Genomic DNA, 18,836 nt, shown 5'->3' on the forward strand with positions numbered 1-18,836 from the left:
TTAAACGAGAGCCTGACCCTTTTCATCGGGGCCCTGTCCTGGCGCCAGCATCGAAGACGGACGGGAAGGTAGGTAGGAGGCCCGGAGTGTTCGGGCCTCCTCCCGGTGCTCCAGCCAGTTAGCTATTGGCTTCCTGCTTGGAAGTTTCGATAAGGACTCGCACGTCCCATGCGGTGAGCTCAATCTTGGTGAAGTTGGTCTGCTCCGTGTCGAGGAGGTCGTCCACGGAAGCCGGCGCGGCAATCGTGACCGGTTCCCAGCCCCAGTTGTGCACGAAGTGTAAACGGCGTCCGTCCGCACTTTTCGCCGAGTGGATGGTGACGGTCTCCGGCAAGTCTTCCCATCTTGCATTGTGGTCCGGGGTTAGCCAGCGAATCAGGTCTGCAGCCAGTTCCGTGTTTGGCAGCGTGCCGACGGTCGTGATCCTGCCGGCACCCGCCGCCGTGGTTGTGATGGCGGGGTAGCGGCCGAACTGAGGATGGACGTAGCTGGCAAGGGCGGTGCCGTGCTGCTGCTCGAGGTAGTCGATCCAGCGGGTCGCGAGGCTTCCTGGCGAAAGCTGGAATCCTTCCGCTGCCTCCAGTTCAAGCGGGTGGGCGAGCTGGGAGAATTCCTGGTAGCTGACCCCTGCTTGCTCAGCCAGGCGGGAAGGTTTTGTTTCGAGCCGGGCCCGTGCCTCGTGGTCTGCGTACGCGGTACGCATGCCCAGCACGAGGTGTCCGCCGGCTTCTGCGTAGGCCCGGAGCCAGTCCAGCAGTTCGTCATCGGCTATGTACAGGCCGGCGGCAATCAGGACGGGCAGTTCCTTAGCCACCTGGGCAGGGTCGAGGCTCTGGCCCTCAGTGCCGGTGATCTGGCGGTCGTGCAGGATCCGGACCGGGGCTCCCGCCCGGAAGGCACCCTGGTAGAAGGCTTCGAAATTCTTCTGATAGGAGCGTTCGTCTCCCGTCATTGGCGCCTCGGACAGGAAACAGGGCTGGCCGGCGAGACCCCACTTGGAGTCATTGGAGTAGATCATGCCCACGTTCGCATCCGGTGTGAGGCCGACCAGGGCTTGGTCTGCAGTTTTGAGCTCCGCTCCCAACCGGGCCAGTTCGTGGTAGACGCGTCCGGGTTTCTGGTCATGTGGGAGGACACCAACCCAGTACGTTTCAGTGCCATAGTGGTTCGTGGCCCAGTGCCAGTATTCGATCATCTCGGCGCCGCGGGAGATGAATGCATAGGCGGCCTGCCGCCACTGTCCGTCAAACGCCGGATATTGCATCGCAGATCCGCCGATGGCTCCGGCGTTGGTCTCGGTGACCAGGAACGGAGCCTGTTTTGATGAATACATGCGGTCACCGCTTTGGAAGAGCGTCCAGGCGCCGCTGGTCGCCCACCCTTGTGGTGTGCTGCTGGACGGCGGGATGGCGAAAGCGTCCTGCATGGCGTAGTAGGGGTTGCCCGCCGTGACGTCGAAATCCCGGGTCATGTCCTGATCGTGCTGGGAGGGCCGGTCGTAGGCGATGCAGGTGGTGACGAACTGCTCAGGGGTTGCGTATTCCCGGACGATGGCGGCCTGCCACTGAAGGAATTCGGTGGTGAGTCTGGCCTGGAACCGGCGCCACGCGAGGTCGTATTGCGGCTGGGCGTTGTTGTCCGGTGTCCAGAGGTCCGCCCAGGTGGAGAGCTGATGGGACCAGTAGACCAGGCCCCATTCCTTGTTGAGGTTCTCCACCGTTCCGTACTGGTGCCGCAGTTCGTCCGTGAAGCGCTGGAAAACGCCGCGGTTGTGGAAGGTGAGTAGGCCCGGTTCGTTGTCGACCTGATAGCCGATAACGGCCGGGTGTGTTGCGAAGCGTTGGACGATTTTGCGGATGGTGCGCTCGGCGTGAAATTTGAAAGCGGGGTGGGTGTAGTCCACCTCCTGCCGGGCACCCCATCCCAGCGGCTGGCCGGTCGTCGGCTCGCCCGCAATTTCCGGGTAGCGTCGGGCAAGCCACATCGGAATGGCGTAGGTCGGGGTGCCCAGGATCACGGAGATTCCGCGTTTGTGGGCGCCGTCCAGGACCGGCGTCATCCACTCCAGGTCAAACTTGCCGTCCTCGGGCTCCCACTGGGACCAAGTGGATTCGCCAACGCGGATGACGGTCATGTTGGCCTGTGCCATGAGGTCGAGATCCTGCTCAAGGCGGGGAGAGGGCTGGTATTCGTGGTAGTACGCTGCGCCGAAGAGCACTTTGCGGGGTCGTTCAGACATGGATTCTTACTTTCGTCGAGGATTGGGGTCTGGGTCACGCTTTGACGGCACCGCTGCCGAGGCCGGACTGCCAGTAGCGCTGAAGGAACAGGAATGCGGCCATTAGCGGGAGCACTGAGACGAGGGACCCGGTGATGACGGTGGAGAACAGTGCCTGGGAGCCTGATCCTGCGGCAGAGGCCGCCTGCCATTGGGCAAGGCCGACCGGAAGCGGGAACAGTTCAGGGCTGTTGAGCATGATCAGGGGCAGGAAGTAGTTGTTCCAGGACGCCACGAGTGCGAAAAGCAGCACCGTGATGGAGCCGGGTACGAGGAGCCGAAGAACGATCTGAAGAAAGATGCGCATTTCGCTGGCGCCGTCGACGCGTGCCGCTTCGATGAGTGAGTCCGGGACTGCGTCGGCTGCGTAGACCCTCATGAGGTAGACGCCGAACGGGCTCACCAACGAGGGCAGGATCACTGCCCAGGGAGTGTTGGTCAGGTTGGCGCCCGCGAAAAGCAGGTAAGTGGGGATGGCCAGGGCCGTCATCGGGATCATCACCGCGCCCAACACAATCGTGAACATGGCGTTCCCACCCGGGAACCTGTATTTGGCGAAGGCATAGCCGGCGGCGGTGGCCAGGGTTGATGCGCCCAGGCCACTTACGACTGCGTAGATAAGGCTGTTGACCATCCAGTGGATGAAGACGCCGTTCTGGAAGGTGAAGACGTTGTTCAGGTTCTCGGCCAGGTTCATGTTCGAGAACCAGAGGCCGAAGCTGCTGAACAAATCCTCGTTTGCCTTGGTTGAGGCGACGATGAGCCAGAAGATAGGCAGGAGGAAGTAGACCAGGCACAGCAGCATGGCTGCGGTGAGGAGCGTGCTGCGGCCCGATCGTTTGCGCCGCGGTGGCGTCGTGGTCTGGCTTCTTGCCGTGAGGCGGTCAGCGACTGTGGCGGTCACGATACCTTTTCCTTTCTGTTCGCTGTCAGCTGGACGCCATAGCTGACGGCCATGATTACGATCCCGAGAAGGAAGGCAATGGCCGCGGCGTAGTTGGCATCCTGATTGACGAAGGAGAGCTGAAAGGCGTACATGTTCGGCGTGTAATCCTGACCAATGGCTGCCGGGGCGATGACGCGCAGGAGGTTCGGTTCGTTGAAAAGCTGGAATGACCCGATGACAGAGAAGATTGTGGTCAGCAGCAAGGCGCCTTTGATGGCGGGTATCTTTATCGACCATGCCACCCTCCATTCGCCGGCGCCGTCGACACGCGCGGCTTCATATAGTTCGGCGGGTATGGACCTGAGGGCCGCGTACATGACGATCATGTTGTACCCGACGAATCCCCAGGTCACGATGTTCATAATCGAGAAGAGGACGTTGCCCCCGGCAAGGAAATCCGGCGCCGGAAGCCCCAGCGACTTGGCCAGTTGCGCGAACGGCCCGAAGTCTTTCCCATATAGGTAGCCCCACATCAAGGTGGCGATCACGCTGGGAATCGCGTACGGCAAGAACACCCCGAGACGGATGAACTTTTGCAGGCGCAACATTCCGCTGTCCAGGATGAGGGCGAAGAGCAGTGACAGGCCAAGCATGACCGGTACCTGGATGACCAGGAACAGGGCCATGCGGCCGACCCCGCCGAGGAATGATGCGTCGGTCAGGGCACGCGCGTAGTTGTCCATGCCGACAAACGAGACCCCGCCAATGAGTTGCTTCTTGAAGAGGGAGAGATAGCCTGCGTAGGCGAGAGGTACAGCAATCATCAATGCGAAGGCGATCATAAACGGCATGGACAATGCGTAGGCCGCCATGTACTGGCGCCGCCGCGCGATGTTCGCTGTCTTCCTGGGTGGGGTCCGCTGTGCTTGACGGTAGGAAGTCTCAGCTTGCAACGGTGAATCCCTGTCCCTTGGCGTACTGCACCAGGTCATCCTGCCAGGCGGACAATGCGGCGTTGAGATCCCCACGGTCACCGATGGCTTTGCCCATGGTCTTGTCGTAGCTGCTGGCGGCGTAGTCGTTGAAGGGCAGGAACTGGAAGCCCTCCTGGACGGTCGAGGAGATGTCGGTGAACTGCTGGTTGACCTTCTGGCCACCATAAAAGGTTGACGGCGCGTCAGCGAAGGCCGGGTTCTTGAGGGTTTTCGTCGACGGCGGGAAGAGGAACTGTTCGTTGGCAAGGGTCAGTGCGGCCTTGTCATCTGTGTTGACGAAGCGGGCCAGCATTGCCGCGGCAATGGGGTTCTCGCTTGACTTCAGGACGGCGTCGGTGGAACCGCCGTAGTTGCCGCTTGCCGGCTTGGAGGGATCCCACTGGGGCAGGGGTGCCGCACGCCATTTGCCAGCCGTGCTCTTCGCTGTTCCCTGGAGGAAGACCGGCCCCCATGCACCTGTCAGCCAGGACGCGTACTTTCCGCTGTTCAGGCCCTGGTACCAGGCGTCGGCGAAGTCGGGTTCGTTCCCGATGTTGCCGGACCGGAAGAGATCGTTCCAGAAGGAGGTGACCTTCTTGCAGGCGGCGTCTCCGGTGAGGTTGATCTTGACGTTCTTGGTTCCGTCGTAGGAGAAGGGTCGGCCGCCGGCCTGCCAGAAGAGACCCAGCATGTTCGCTTCCGAGCTGGGGGCCCAGTTGACGAGCATACCCGAGGGGTTCTTGGCCCGATATGTCGAGACCGCGGCCGCAAAGTCGTCCCACGTTTTGGGGATGGTGATTCCGGCGGCCGTGAACAGGTCTTCGCGGTACAGCATGCCCATGGGGCCTGTGTCCTGCGGTACGCCGTAAATTCCCTTGCCGCCTGGCGTCACCCCGTCCCATACCCAGGCCGGGTAGTCGGCCTTCAAATCGCCAATACCGTATGCGGTGAGGTCCAGGAGGTTGTCAGTCAGGGTGAACGATGGCAGTTTGTCGAACTCCATCTGCACCACATCCGGGGCTCCCTTTCCGGCTTGGATTGCCGCCCGGAGCTTCTGGTAATGGGCCCCGCCCTGGCCAACGTTCACCACCTCGACCTTCATTGCAGGGTATTTGGCTTGGAACAAGTCCACTTCTTTCTGGATGTCCGGCACCCATGTCCAGAAGGTCAGCTTGGTGTCCTTTTTCATGGCCGCATCAATATCTGCCTGCGAGACGGGGGAGGAGGCCCCACCCGAGGCCGGGGACGTCCCTCCGCCACAGGCAGTGAGAGCGCTAACACTTAAGGCAGCAAGAGGAAACGCGGCCAGGATGGAGCGACGTGAAATATATCGTGACATGGCTTCTGCTTTCGAATGGGTGGTGTGGATGCGGCAATGCGCCCGTAAGGCCGTCGCGCCGGCGAACGTGGGTGATGTTCGTTCTTACGGGTTGAAGAAACTGATCAATCAGCTCGGGTCGCCGATGAGAGTTGCGGTGGATGCCCGCACGATCAGTTCAGTAGGAAGATGAATGCTGGTGTTTTCCGCTGCGCGCCCCTCAATCAGATGTACGAGCTCGCGCACGGAACGTTCAGCGACGGAGGAAAAATCCTGACGAACCGTCGTCAGAGGAACCATCTGGTAGGCGGCTTCGGGAACGTCGTCGAAGCCAATCACAGACATATCGTCCGGGATGCGGAGGCCTTTCTCGGTGAAGGCGCGGATCGCACCAATCGCCATGTGGTCATTGGCGACAACGACGGCGGTCGCCGCTGTTCGATCGAGAGTATGCGCCGCGTCATATCCCGATTTGGGCGACCAGTCACCTTCAATCAGGGGGCCGGGGTCGAGTCCCAGGCCCTCCAGCTCCTGCAGCCACCCGTCGCGTCGCCGAGCCGCCGAGTCCCAGCTCAACGGGCCGGCGAGGTGCGCAATCCGACGATGCCCAGAATTATAGAGATAACGCACGGCGGCTCTCGTGCCAGCTACCTGATCCGAGTCGACCAACACGTGCTTTGCCGACTCGGTCGTAATGGGGCTGGTGCTGACCAGGGGCATGTCAGCCAGGGCGGACGTTTCGAGATGGAGAACTCCCGCCACGCCGGAAACGATCACTCCCTCAACGCCACGCACCATGAGGTAATGGATGGCTTCTTCGAGCTGCGCGTCGGATGCCTCTCTGACCGTGGTGAGTGTCAGACCGTAGCCGGCCTTCCAGGCGGCCTGCTCCAGGCTGAACAACCCCGCCGTCGGACCGTAAAGCGAGCTCGCGGTTGCGATGAGTCCGATCTGATGGGTCCGTTGCGTAACCAGGGCACGAGCGGCTGCGTTCGGGCGATAACCCAAAGCGGCCACCGAACGAAGGACCTGGGCCCGGACCTGTGGCCTCACATTCGCTTCGTTGTTTACGACGCGGGACACCGTTTTGGACGAAACCCCGGCATGAGCTGCGACGTCCGCAAGTCGGGGCAACGCCTGTTTCGATGCTTCTTTGGAGGAGGCTTCGACAGCGCTGTCATTCATGAATGTGATCTAACTCTCTTACTGACAGCGCTGTCAACTATGGCGTGAGTGTTCGTGACCAATCCGTTATAGTACGTTGTCGCCGCCGACACTCCACGTACTACCCGAGTCCCTCTCTGCTCTGGGAGAGGCGGGCAATGTGTTTCCCCCGTCAAAGGGGATTCTTGCTTTAACGTGTGTACAAAACTTGTGGTGGCGTCCCTCTGACGCCACGTGCGCGGGCTGTGGCCTGGCCGCCGCGGTGGCCTGTTCAAGTGCGTGCGAAGAGAGCGAGGCGCCTGCGCGAGCCCGCGCCGCGCCGTCAGCCCACATGGATGCCGGGCCTGGCAGCCTTGTCGGGTTCGACCTCCCGGAGGATCTCCCTTACCAGCGGGGGCGTGTCACCCTGGCCGAGGAACAGGTACCGCATGAGGTGGTTGACCGGGCTGCCCTCGGACCATTCGAAGTAGCACTGGGGCTTGACTCCTGTGGAGTCCCGCATGGCCAGCAGGACGGCGGCGATGGCGTTCGGCACGGCCGGGGACTTCACCCGAAGGACCCTGTAGCCCTCGACTTCGGCGCCTTCGACCCGGAGCGTGTGGCTGAACTCTGAGGGGTCGGAGATCTCGACTTCCAGGAAGATGACGTCGGCGGGGCCTGGCACGGGGTTCAGCCCGCGCTGTTCGTATTCCTTCTCGGCGTACTCTGCCTTGTCACCGTGCTGCTTCTTGTTGGCAATGATGTGCAGTTCGCCGTCGAAGGCGATCGAGTCGGTGATGAACTGGCGGGCGGCCTCGTCGAACTCGATGGTGTCCACCCGCAGTTCGGTAGTGCGGCTGACCCGCGATGTGAGCGAGACTGCGATGATTCCGGCGATGAAGAACGCCGAGATGAGGATGCCGTCCGGTTTTTCGAGGACGTTGTCAGCGAGTGCGTAGAGCAGGATCAGGGTCAGGATGCTGAAGCCGACGGCCCCGGGCCTGCTCCGGCGCCGGATGGCCGAGACCGTGACGGCGACCGCCCCGGAAACCATCATGGCCAGAATGCCGGTGGCATACGCTCCGGCCTGGGCGTTCACGTCGGCGTGGAACGCGATGGTGATGCCGATGCTCAGGACGGTGTAGACCAGCACCACGGGGCGGACGGCGCGGCCCCATTCCGGGGCCATGCCGTAGGCAGGCAGGTAGCGGGGCACGATGTTGATGAGCCCGGCCATGGCGGAGGCGCCGGCGAACCACAGAATCAGGGCGCTGGAGATGTCGTAGACGGTGCCGAAGCCGGCCCCGAACAGATTGTGGGCGAGGAACGCCAGGGCGCGCCCGTTGGCCTGTCCGCCGTCCTCGAATTCCTTGGCCGGGATCATGACCGTGGTGAGGAAACTGGTGGACATGAGGTAGACGCTCATGATGAGCGCCGCCGTAGTCAGCAGCTTCCGCGTGTTTTTCACGCGGGAGGCCATGACCTCCTCCGGCGTGGTTCCGGTGGCTTTGATCAGGGGCATCATGGACACCCCGGTTTCGAATCCTGACAGGCCCAGGACCAGCAGCGGGAAGGCGATGATGGCGGGGCTGACCAGCCCGATTGGGCCGCCGCCGCTGGAGAACAGCCGGTCGGTCCAGCCGGCCACCAGCGACGGGTCCGCTGCGATGTGGACGAACCCGGCGACCACGACGGCGGCGTTGAGGAGCAGGTAGACGGCCACGAGGGGGATGGCGACACCGACAGCTTCATTGAAGCCGAGCAGGAACACCCCGCCCAGGATCAGCAGCAGGACCACGGTGATGATGACGGCGCTTCCTTTGAGGGCCTCGGGGATCAGCGGGTTCTCCAACAGGTGCACCGTCGCGTCGGCACCGGAAAGGGTGATCGTGATGATCCAGGAGGTCGCGACGAAACCGAGAAGCAGCAGGACGAAGAACTTTCCGCGCCAGAACGGCAACAGCTTCTCAAGCATGGCCACCGACCCTTGTCCGTGCTGGCTCTCCTGGGCGACCCGGCGGTACATGGGCAGCATGCCCAGCAGGGTCAGGGCCACGATCAGCAGGGTGGCCAGCGGCGACAGTGCCCCGGCGGCCAGGGCTGCGATGCCGGGCAGGTAGGACAGGGTGGAGAAGTAGTCGACGCCGGTCAGACACATGACTTTCCACCAGGCGTTGGGCCTGTGGTCTTCCTCGGCCTCCGGGCCGGCAGGGGCCACCTGGTTGGCGAGCAGCCAACGGACCAGGGGCTTGTGGTTCGGCTCATTGCCCAGCTTGAGGTCAACGTGCGCTGGAACGACGTGTTCAGATGGGGTTCTCATCGGGTCTTTCTGTTGGGGCTGGAACCGCGGGCTGCGACCTGTGGAACCGGGCAAGTCCAATCTGCATTGCAGGTCTTGAACTTGTCTTACCCAACGTGGAGCCGGGCAAGCAGTTGGTTGCCGGCCCTGCAGGTTTGGTCATTCTCTACTGCCGCACCCTTTTGAAGCAGATGGCCCACCTGTGACCCGGGCAGGCCTTTCTGCGAACCACAACCTTGGTCTGCAGAAAGACCTGCCGGACAATCAGGGCCTGGACTAACGCAATTCCTTAATTTCGCGAATGGCCAGGTTCCGGAATGTGGCGGCTCCTTCATGGGCGTAAAGCCGGATTCCGTTGTCGCCATCAAGAGGGAATACCCGGTGCGAGTGCACCATGCGTCCGTCTCCGACGAACATCTCCACGCTCGTAAGGTCCACGAGGATGCGGATGGTGAGCCGTCCTGTCGAGGGGTCGATAGGGGTCTGGGTTTCACCGCCGGTTGGGTTGATCGTTGGCCGCCTGTTGAGATACGCGAAGGGGCCTCGCAGGAATGCACCGGCGGCGACGTGCCTGCCGCCGCCTGGTGCGCGGCATAGCTCAAAACCCACGTTGGCAGGAGCGGACGCGGGGTCCCACACGAGCTCGCAGGTCAAGTCGTAAGCGGAGGCGCGGACGTCGAGGTCGCGGGTGCCGCTTACGACTATGTCGCCCAGGACGTGGTCGCGCTTCCCATAATTCTCCAGTGCAGCGGTGGGGGCGGAGACGAGGTGGTACGCCCCGTCCGCCCGCTTGAGGCGGAGGTCGCGCACGATCATGTCATCGCCGTTGTAGGCGTCCGTCTCAAGGGTCGGCGTGTTGTGGGGATAGTCCCAGAAGTTCGCCCACCCGATTACCCGGCGGAGGGTCTCATCCTCCGCACCCGACGCGTCGTGATGGGGATATGTGACTGCTCCGTAAAAGTCATAGCCGTAGTCGAGCCATTCGGGCTCCGGCCGATCAGGCGTGAACGATGTTCCGTCGAAAGCGCCCGTCCAGTACGCGTAGGTCGCGGGCAGGCCGCGGCCTTTGCCGTTGGCGCTCGTGCCGAGGATCCAATGCGAGCTGCCGTCGTCAGCAGTCATGCGGAAGATATCAGGGCATTCCAGCACTCCCAGATCGGTGCGTATGAACTCGCCGACGCGCCGCCAGGACCGCAGGTCGGCGGACGCGTAAAAGCCAAGCTTTTGCCCCTCGGCGTTCACCATGAACCACTGCCGGCGGTCAGCGTCCCAGATCACTTTGGGATCCCGGAAGTCCTGCACTCCGGGGTTCGGCAGCACGGGGGCTGAACTGGCGGCCTGGAAGGAGCGGCCGCGGTCAGTCGAGTACCAGAGGTACTGAGCCTGGCGGCCTTCCGGCGCCTGGGTCACAAGCGCGATGACAGCCCCTTCGCCGAACCCGGCGGTGTTGCGCTCGTCGACCACAAGGGATCCTGACCAGCAGTCGCCATTGCCGTCGCTGAATTTCGGGATCGCGACGCCGCGGTCAGTGAATGCGACATGGTCTGTGGTTGTCGCGCGGCGCCAGGACGTGCCTCCGCCGCCCTGCAGGTAGTCGGCGTTGTACAGGTAGTAGTAGTGGTATTCCCCGTCGATGTAGATGGGGCGCTGAGGGTCGTTTTTCCAGTTGTCGGGGACGCTGAAGTGATAGGTCGGGCGCATCCGGCGTGGTCCTTTTGACATGGAGCCTTTTGATCGCGGTTCAGGTGCCGTGGCGGGTTCGGCTGCGGCGGGTACGGCGAACGCTGCTGAAAGTGCGAGCGATCCGCTGAGCACAGCCACACTGCTTCCGGTAAGGAGTGAACGACGAGAGACCGAGGGTGAATCTTCCATGGGTTCCTACTTGTTTTTGGGCAGCCTCGTTGCTGCTGTATGAGTGGTTGTTGAAGCGCTGCCCCCGCGCCTTCAGGGGAAGAGGGGCCGCGTACCCTCATAAATTTCGGCCATAGTCCAGGCGTCGAGGGCAACGATCCGGGCAGTGCCTTCGGCGGCAAGGGTGACGTGTTCCCCGCCCAGCGTGGGGTAGACGCGGGCGGTGAGCGCTATCCCGTTGGCAAAGATTTCGACGGCGGACCGGTCCAGGATGACACGCAGGTGCACCACTCCTTCGGGCATGGGCACGGGGCCGGACTTGTCCTCCACATCAACCGTTGGATCAAGGCTGCTTCGAGTGCGGTCCAGGCGGAGCGTGCCATCGTTGCCGGCCTCAGCCGCCCTGCGCAGCTCGATCACCGTCTCCTCGTTGGGGCTGCCGGAGGTGCCCTCGTGTCTGGAGCCCAGGACACCAAGCCGCAGCAGGGCGCCCGGTGCCAGTTGGACGTCCAGTTCGAGGTCGAGTTGCGTGCCGGGCAAGCCAAGTTCCAATGGCGCCGATGTGCCGGTCAGCACCTGCCCGGGCAAGCCAGCGTGGTGACGGCGCAGCTTCTTGATTTCCGGTACGGGCGCGAAGCGGAGAGAACGGTCGTCAGCAGCAGTGACGATTCGGGGCAGGCTCATGACCCCGGACCAGCCCGCCTCGACCATCGCGGCATCACGGGATTTGCTGGGTCCTTGACCCAGTTCAGAAGGTCCGGGGATCCTACGGCGACGCAGGGCCGCTCCTTGCCTTCGAGTCGCCCCGAATACACCAGGGTGGGCGTGCCGCCGTCGTTCACCAGGACCCCGGACCAGCAGCCCTCGGCGTCCGGCCCTGCGGACGGTTCCAAGGCAATGGGCTGGTCCGTCCAGGTGACCAGATCCGTGCTGGTGGCGTGGCCCCACTGGATGCGGTGGTGGAACGCGCCCTCCGGGTTGTACTGGTAGAAGAGGTGGTACGTGCCATTCCATTGGCTGACGCCGTTGGGATCGTTGAGCCAACCGGCCGGCGACACAAAGTGGAAGCGCGGCCGGAGGGGATCGGCCTCGGCGCGGGCAACCAGTTCATCCTGGGGAACAGTGGCGAGTGGGTGGGTCAGTTCAGTCATGCGGAGGCCTTTTCTTGGGCGTTCGACGCCGGGAGGTCGGGTTGGGCCGGTTCGGCCGCCAAGGCATGGCCGTCGGCGCCAGCCCACGGCCGGTAAAGGTGGCAGCGCACCCAATGACGCTTTTCGGGGGCTCCAACCTGATGGCGCACGGGTTCTTGGGCCGAACAGGCCTGGTTCGGGTCGCCGTCGTAAGCGCAATGCGTCGAGGCCATGACCGCTTGCCGCAGTTCGGCCCGGCGGACGGGATCGTACGAGCCCGCCCTGGCGGGATCGGGGACAGCCGAAACCAGGAGTTGCGTATAGGGGTGGGCGGGGTTTGCGAGCAAATCCAGGGATTCGCCTTCCTCGACGAGTTCCCCGGCGAACATGACGGCCGTGCGGTCCGCCAGGTAGCGGGCGGACGCGAGGTCGTGGGTGATGTAAAGCATGGAGATGCCCTGTTCGTCGCGGAGCTTGCGCATGAGGTTCAGTACGCCGATCCGGACGGAAACATCCAGCATGGAGGTGGGCTCGTCGGCCAGGATGACTTGGGGTTCAACGGCGAGGGCCCGGGCAATCGCAACGCGCTGGCGCTGACCGCCGGAGAGCTCGTGCGGATAAGAGTCCAGCATGTCACCCTGCAGGCCAACAGTGGTCATGAGTTCCTCGAGCCGCCGCCGGGTCTCCTCCTCGGAACCGCCACTCTTGCCGTGAATCGCCAGCGAACGCCGCAGGAAATGCTCGATCCTGTGGGCCGGGTTCAGGGAACCGAAAGGGTCCTGGAAGACCATTTGCAGCTGGGAGCGGAATGCCCGGGATGCCTGGAAACGGTCGCGTTTGAGGATGTCGACGCCGTCGACCAGGATCGCGCCGGAGCTCGGCTTCTCGAGCCGGGCAACACAGCGGGCCAGGGTGCTCTTGCCGGAACCGGATTCCCCCACAAGTGCCACGATCTCGCCGCGGCCGATAGTCAGGTTCACACCGTGCAGGGCGCGGACCGATCCGCGGGAGAACAACCCGCCAATGGGGAAGGACTTGCCCAGGCCACGGATTTCAAGGGCGGGGGTGCCGGCGGTGGACCCGGCCGCTGGGGACGTTAGGGAGTGGCTCATCGTGCGGCTCCTGCCAGGTCTGCGGAATCAATCACTGGGGCGTCGGCACCAACCGGAGCCACGAAATGGCCGGGTGCCGCCTCGGTGAGGTCCGGGATGTTCCGGAACTTCACGCCGTCGGGCAGCCCTGTCAGCGGAACCCGCGGGCCGGTGAGCGGCGGAAACGCGCCCATCAGCGCCTGGGTGTAGGGGTGGCGGGGGTTGGCGTAGACGTCCTGGGCCTTCGCGGTTTCCACGATCCTGCCGCCGTACATCACGGCCATGCGGTGCGAGAGTTCCACCATGAGGGACATATCGTGCGTGATGAAGAGGACAGAGAAGCCGAGCTCGCGCTGGAGCTCCTTGATCTGCGCCATGATCTCCTGCTGCACCACCACGTCCAGCGCGGTGGTGGGTTCGTCCAGGATCAGCAGTGATGGCTTGAGCGCCACGGCCATCGCTATCACAGCGCGCTGCCGCATGCCGCCCGAGAGCTGGTGCGGGTAGGACTTCAGACGCGCGGGGTCGATCCTCACGAGTTCAAGCAGTTCACCGGCGCGCCGCAGGGATTCCTTGCGCGAGTAGCCTGCATGTGTGGTGAAGATGTCCACGATCTGTTCGCCGATGGTCAGCACCGGGTTGAGCGAGTTCATGGCCGATTGGAAGACCATGGCCACGTCCTGCCAGCGGAAGCGCCGCAGCTCTTCCGGACTCATGGCCAGGACGTCCTTGCCGCCAAAGGAAATGCTGCCGCCGGCGATCTTCGCGGGATCCTTCAGGAGCCGCATGATCGAGTTGGCGATGGTGGACTTCCCGCAGCCGGACTCACCCGCGAGGCCGAACACCTCACCGGTGCCGATGCTGAAGGAAACGCGGTCGACGGCGGTGGTGGAGCGGGTGTCGCCGATGTACTTGACGGTGAGGTCCTTGACGTCCAGGACCGGTTCGTGGGAGCCGAAGGAGACTTGGGAGATGGTCATTTGGCGGCGCTCCTTTCGTTATCTTTCGGGGATTTGATCTTCCGCAGCCGCGGGTTGGTGACCTCGTCCACGGCGTAGTTGATGAGGGCAAGGGCGAAGGCGACCAGCGCGATGCAGACGCCCGAAGGCACGAACACCCACCAGCTGCCGGTGAGCAGGGCGCCTTCGTTGCCGGCCCAGAAGAGGTTGTTGCCCCAGGAGACCGTGCTGACATCGCCCAGGCCCAGGAACTCCAAGCCCGCCTGTGCGCCGATGCCGTAGATGACGCACGCCAGCAGGGTGCCCATGACGATCGAGGCCATGTTGGGCAGGATTTCGCGGAACATGATCCGCCCCGCCCGTTCACCGGACACTACGGCCGCGGCCACGAAGTCCTTGGAGCGGATGGATAAGGCCTGTGAACGCAGGACGCGTGCCGAGCCCGCCCAGCCGGTGACGACCAGGACAAGAATCACCGTACCCAGGCCCGGGGGCAGGAACGCGGCCAGGATGACCAGCAGCGGCAGGCCGGGAAGGAGCAGGAAGACGTTGGTCACCAGGGACAGTGCTTCGTCGATGAACTTGCCGAAGTACGCCGAGGCAAGTCCCACCAGGATGCCGATAAAGGTGGACGCGAAGCCCACGGTCAGCCCGACGAACAGGGAACTCCGGGAGCCGTGGACTGTCAGCGCAAGGACGTCCTGTCCCTTGGCTGTAGTTCCCAGCCAGTGCTCGGGAGATGGTTCAAGGGAGGCCATGGCGGTGATCCGCGACGGGTCGCCAGGGAAAAGCACCGGTGCGAGAAGGGCCAGTGCGATGAAGACGAGCATCACGACCATGCCCGCCAGGGCTTTTTTGTTGGTGAGGAGGCCGTGGACGAAGCTGCGGTTGGGCTTGCGGGCAGCCGGGGTTTTGCCGGCCGTTTTGCCGGGTTGCTGCAGAATTGCGGTTGTCATGATCGGTCCCTCTAGTTGCTGCGCACGCGCGGGTCAAGGCGGACGTAGAGGATGTCCACCAGGAAGTTGGCCAGCAGCACGGCGGCGGTGATGGTCAGGAACAGGCCCTGCATGAGCGGGTAGTCGAGGCCTTGGACGGCGTTGAGGAGTTGGTAGCCGACGCCGGGGTAGGCGAACACCACCTCGGTGAGCAGCGCACCACCCACCACGAAGCCCAGCCCCATACCGAAGCTCGTGACCGACGGGAGCATGGCGTTGCGGGCTGCGTAGCGGAGCATGATGCGGCCCGGGCGGAGCCCCTTGGCTTCGGCCATGGTGATGTAGTCCTCGGAGTTGGTGGCGATCATGGTGTTCCGCATGCCCAGCATCCAGCCGCCGATGGAGACCAGCACGATGGTCAGCGCCGGAAGCACCAGGTGGGCGCCGACGTCGCCGAGGAACTCCCACGTGAACCCGGGCTCCAGGCCGGCCGTGAAGGCGTGGCGGATGGGGAACCAATCCAGCACCACGCCGAACAGGTACAGGGCACCCATTGCGAGCCAGAAGTACGGGAACGAGCCGATGAACACGAGCAGCGGGGGGAGTGCGGAGTCGACCGCGCCGCCTCGCCGCCAGGCGGCCAGGATGCCCAGCAGGTTACCCACGACGGCGGCAATCACCAGTGCGGTTCCGCCGAGCAGGAGGGTCCAGCCGATTTGGGACGAAATGACCTCGGTGACAGGGGTGGGGAAGCGTGAGATGGAGACGCCCATTTGCCCGGTGAAGATGTTGTGAAGGTAATCGGTGTATTGCTCCCAGAGAGGCCGGCTGTCAACGCCGAGCAGCTTGCGCAGGGCCTCGATCTGTTCGGGTTGCATTCTGTCCTGGGAGCGGGCGAACATGCGGGAGACGGGGTCCCCGGGCATGAAGCGCGGGAGCAGGAAATTCAGGGTGATGGATGCCCAGAAGGCGATCAGGTAGAAACCCAGGCGGCGCAGGATGAAGCGCACGGTTTCCCTCCATTTCGGGAATTGCGGAAAGTTTGAGGGCTGGCCGCCGGATGATCCGGCGGCCAGCAGTGGGCAGCTACTTGCGCGGTTCCAGGCTGGTCAGCACCAGCACCGTGGAAGGTGAACGGACCGAAAGGGTGGCGTAAGGGTTGTCCTCGGTGGGCCAGCCGGTGAAGCGGGTGTCGTTGAAGGCACCCCATTCCGGGCCGGAGAACAGCGGCACCAGCGGTGCGGCGTCGTTGTACTCTTCCTGCAGCTTGTTGGCAATGTCCTTCTGCTTGGACGGGTCCGTGGCTGCCGCGAACTCCGTCAGCAGGGCATCGGCTTTGGGGTCGCCGAAACGGTGGTAGTTGTCGAACGTCTTGGTGCCCACCGGCTTGACGCTTGCGGTGCCCATGGAGGTGTTGAAGTACTTGTAGGGGCTGGGGTCGTTGGCGCTCCAGACGATTCCGGAGTCGAAGTCGCCGGTCTCGTAGCCTGCAACCACAGCAGCCCAGTCCGGGGACTCCACCTTGGCTGTGACGCCTACCTCTGCCAGGTTCTGCGCGATCACGTTGGCCACCGACAGCCAATCGGAGGAGGTTGCACCAACGGAGATCTTGAACTCGAACGGCTTGCCGTCCTTGAGCGTGCGCTTGCCGTCAGCACCCTTCGGATAGCCCGCCTTGTCCAACAGGTCGTTGGCTTTCTGGACGTCCAGCTTGGTCCAGGTGCAGTTGTCCTTGACCTCGTTGTTCTTCCAGGTCTCGTAGTTGCCGGAGAGCCCGGTGCAGTCTGCGGGCTTGGCGTAGCCGCTCATGCCGATCTTGGTGACCTGGTCCCGGTCAACTGCCATGCTCAACGCCTTGCGGACATCCACGTCGTTGAACGGTGCCTTGGTGGTGTTGAGCTGCCAGTTGATCATGGCACCTGTGGCCGGGAACCAGTAGTGCCGGTGTTCCTTGTCCTTCGAGACGAAGGTCTTTTCAATGTTCGGGATGTACTGAGGGGCCCAGTCCACGTCGCCATTCGCGGCGGCCAGGTTGGCGCCGTCGTTCCCGGCAAAGGCGAGCATCTTGATGCCGGCGATCTTCTGCTTTTCGGGCTGCCAGTAGTTGGGGTTCTTCTTCAGCACGAAAGACTGGGCCTGGAAGCTGTCCACCTCCGTGTATGGCCCGGTGCCGACTGGCTTGGCGTTGGCGTCCTTTTCCGGATCGGCCAGTGCGGACCAGATGTGCTTGGGCAGGATGCTGAGCTGACCGACGTCGTAAAGGGCCGGGGACCAGGGCTTGTTGAAGTTGAACGTGACCTTGTTGCCTTCAGCGGTCACGCCGTCAAGGTACTCGTAGCCGCCCTTAAGTTTCTTCTGGAGCTCGAAGGTGTAGGCGACGTCGTCGGCCACGAACGGTTGACCGTCGGACCACTTCACGCCGTCGCGCAGGGTGAAGGTAATGGACTTGCCGTCGTCGGCGGCCTTCCACTCAGTGGCCAGCCAAGGCACCGTGTCTCCCTTGGCCGGGTTGAAGACCAGCAGCGACTCGTAGATGGACTGCTGGACCATCGGGTTGACGGTGGGCGCGAACGGGTTGAAGTTCTGGACGAACGTGCCCATGTCCTCACGCGGAATGGTGAGGAAGGCGCTGGCGTTCGCTGCGGCGTCGGTGCCGCCGGTCTTGTTGGCTGCACAGCCGGTCAGCAGTAGTGCGCCTACCGCCAGTCCGGCTGCCGTCACGCGGGCAGCCCTCAGAAATCGGGGTTGTGTCATGATGGGTATCTCTTTCCTATCTTCATCAGCAAGGTGAAGGGGTGGGGGAGGGGTTGCTCTTCGCTATTGATTTCGCGGTCAGACCGAAGAGCGTTCTAGCAGCGGACAGTCGACTAATTGCTGGTCGGCAATTATCGGCTGTCCTGCTGTCAGAGCGGCGAGCGTCTGGACTCCCAGGGCGCCCATTTTTTCGAACGGCAACGCAACCGTGGTCAGCTTGGGCCTAAGGTAGGCCGCAATCAGTTCCTGGTTGTCGAAGCCAATCACGGCGATGTCTCCGGGGATGGTCAGTCCCCGTTCCTTGATGGCGTCGTAGGCGCCCATCGCCATGCGGTCGTTGAGGCAGAACAGCGCGGTTGGCCTGTCCTTCTCCGTGTAGCGGTCCAGGATCCGGCACGCGGCCTCATACCCGCCGTCCGCCGTCGCATGTCCGGGCACCACGAGCTCGGGGTCCAGCTCCAGTCCAGCTTTGGCGAGTGCTTCGCGTGCACCCGCCAAACGCCCGATTGCTGCGGGAATGTCCGGGTCCAGGTTGATGACTCCGATCCTGCTGTGGCCGGCTTGGAGCAAACGTTCGACGGCGACCCGGCCACCCGCGCGCTCGTCGGGGACAATCGAGGGCAGCCTTCCGTCCACGTCGAAGCAGTTGATCAGGACGGTGGGTACCTCGTTGGCGCTTTCGGGAACGTGCACGCCCCGGTGGTACGTGGCTGCGTAGAGAAGTCCTTCCACGCGCTGCTCCAGCAGCTTCTCGGTCGCGGCGTCTTCCAATCCCTGGTTGGGTCCTACGGCATCGGCCTGGTCGGAGGGTGCGATGAGCAGGAACTTGCGGTCAAGCCAGGCCTGGTCCTGGGCTCCTTTGATGATGTCCACGGCGAACGGTGCTGTCACGATCTCGGTGACGATCCCGTACCAATCACTGCGCTGGGATGCCAGCGCCCGCGCGCCGGCATTCGGGCGGTAGCCCAAGACCTGCACAGCTTCATTGATTCGGGCGCGGGTCTCCTCGGAGATGCTGGCATTCTCGCGGTTGCTCAGCACGAACGAGACGGCAGTCCGGGAAACGCCGGCGTGCTTGGCGACGTCATTCATGGTGACACCCCGCTGCCGCGCAGCGCCGGCAGGGGTCGGGGTGGTGGTCTTCGCCATTGAATGCTCCGGTGGTCTGGGGTGATGCTGCCATTGAGTAACGCGCGTTACTTGCGCATGTGATCGAGG

The 18,836-nt window shown here is 63.4% G+C and carries 15 protein-coding genes; all 15 read right to left on the reverse strand.

Features of this window, described 5'->3' with window-relative positions:
• Positions 1-118 precede the first annotated feature (118 nt).
• Complete coding sequence (locus ACTAQI_RS05150; protein WP_457950013.1) at positions 119-2,239, reverse strand: beta-galactosidase; 2,121 nt, start codon at positions 2,237-2,239, stop codon at positions 119-121.
• A 34-nt stretch (positions 2,240-2,273) separates the two neighbouring features.
• Positions 2,274-3,185: a carbohydrate ABC transporter permease gene (locus tag ACTAQI_RS05155; protein WP_457950993.1), complete on the reverse strand. Its 912-nt coding sequence runs from the start codon at positions 3,183-3,185 to the stop codon at positions 2,274-2,276.
• Complete coding sequence (locus tag ACTAQI_RS05160) at positions 3,179-4,015, reverse strand: carbohydrate ABC transporter permease (RefSeq protein WP_457950014.1); 837 nt, start codon at positions 4,013-4,015, stop codon at positions 3,179-3,181. Before ACTAQI_RS05160 ends, ACTAQI_RS05155 begins: the two co-directional genes overlap by 7 nt.
• Before the next feature lie 91 nt (positions 4,016-4,106).
• Positions 4,107-5,327, reverse strand: a complete 1,221-nt coding sequence (locus ACTAQI_RS05165; protein ID WP_457950015.1) for an ABC transporter substrate-binding protein — start codon at positions 5,325-5,327, stop codon at positions 4,107-4,109.
• Positions 5,328-5,585: 258 nt separating this feature from the next.
• Positions 5,586-6,641: a LacI family DNA-binding transcriptional regulator gene (locus ACTAQI_RS05170; RefSeq protein ID WP_457950016.1), complete on the reverse strand. Its 1,056-nt coding sequence runs from the start codon at positions 6,639-6,641 to the stop codon at positions 5,586-5,588.
• A gap of 301 nt (positions 6,642-6,942) precedes the next feature.
• Entirely contained in the window at positions 6,943-8,919 is a 1,977-nt protein-coding gene (locus ACTAQI_RS05175; protein ID WP_457950017.1) for an amino acid transporter, read from the reverse strand.
• Positions 8,920-9,174: 255 nt separating this feature from the next.
• The gene (locus tag ACTAQI_RS05180) at positions 9,175-10,599 is read right to left on the reverse strand and encodes a glycoside hydrolase family 32 protein (RefSeq protein ID WP_457950018.1); all 1,425 of its coding nucleotides are present in this window, start codon (positions 10,597-10,599) and stop codon (positions 9,175-9,177) included.
• A gap of 243 nt (positions 10,600-10,842) precedes the next feature.
• On the reverse strand, positions 10,843-11,433 hold the full coding sequence (locus ACTAQI_RS05185) for a GH32 C-terminal domain-containing protein (RefSeq protein WP_457950019.1): 591 nt from the start codon (positions 11,431-11,433) through the stop codon (positions 10,843-10,845).
• On the reverse strand, positions 11,430-11,900 hold the full coding sequence (locus ACTAQI_RS05190) for a hypothetical protein (RefSeq protein ID WP_457950020.1): 471 nt from the start codon (positions 11,898-11,900) through the stop codon (positions 11,430-11,432). Before ACTAQI_RS05190 ends, ACTAQI_RS05185 begins: the two co-directional genes overlap by 4 nt.
• Positions 11,897-12,991 (reverse strand): ATP-binding cassette domain-containing protein, encoded by a 1,095-nt coding sequence (locus ACTAQI_RS05195; RefSeq protein ID WP_457950021.1) that lies wholly within the window; start codon positions 12,989-12,991, stop codon positions 11,897-11,899. Before ACTAQI_RS05195 ends, ACTAQI_RS05190 begins: the two co-directional genes overlap by 4 nt.
• The gene (locus tag ACTAQI_RS05200) at positions 12,988-13,950 is read right to left on the reverse strand and encodes an ABC transporter ATP-binding protein (protein ID WP_457950022.1); all 963 of its coding nucleotides are present in this window, start codon (positions 13,948-13,950) and stop codon (positions 12,988-12,990) included. The genes ACTAQI_RS05195 and ACTAQI_RS05200 overlap by 4 nt, the downstream gene beginning before the upstream one ends.
• Positions 13,947-14,885 (reverse strand): ABC transporter permease, encoded by a 939-nt coding sequence (locus ACTAQI_RS05205; protein WP_457950023.1) that lies wholly within the window; start codon positions 14,883-14,885, stop codon positions 13,947-13,949. The genes ACTAQI_RS05200 and ACTAQI_RS05205 overlap by 4 nt, the downstream gene beginning before the upstream one ends.
• A gap of 11 nt (positions 14,886-14,896) precedes the next feature.
• On the reverse strand, positions 14,897-15,874 hold the full coding sequence (locus ACTAQI_RS05210) for an ABC transporter permease (RefSeq protein WP_457950024.1): 978 nt from the start codon (positions 15,872-15,874) through the stop codon (positions 14,897-14,899).
• 76 nt (positions 15,875-15,950) lie between these two features.
• Positions 15,951-17,618: an ABC transporter substrate-binding protein gene (locus ACTAQI_RS05215; RefSeq protein ID WP_457950025.1), complete on the reverse strand. Its 1,668-nt coding sequence runs from the start codon at positions 17,616-17,618 to the stop codon at positions 15,951-15,953.
• 78 nt (positions 17,619-17,696) lie between these two features.
• Positions 17,697-18,767, reverse strand: coding sequence for a LacI family DNA-binding transcriptional regulator (locus tag ACTAQI_RS05220; RefSeq protein WP_457950026.1), 1,071 nt, complete (start codon positions 18,765-18,767; stop codon positions 17,697-17,699).
• Positions 18,768-18,836 lie beyond the last annotated feature (69 nt).

It is taken from the genome of Pseudarthrobacter sp. alpha12b, assembly GCF_054130495.1.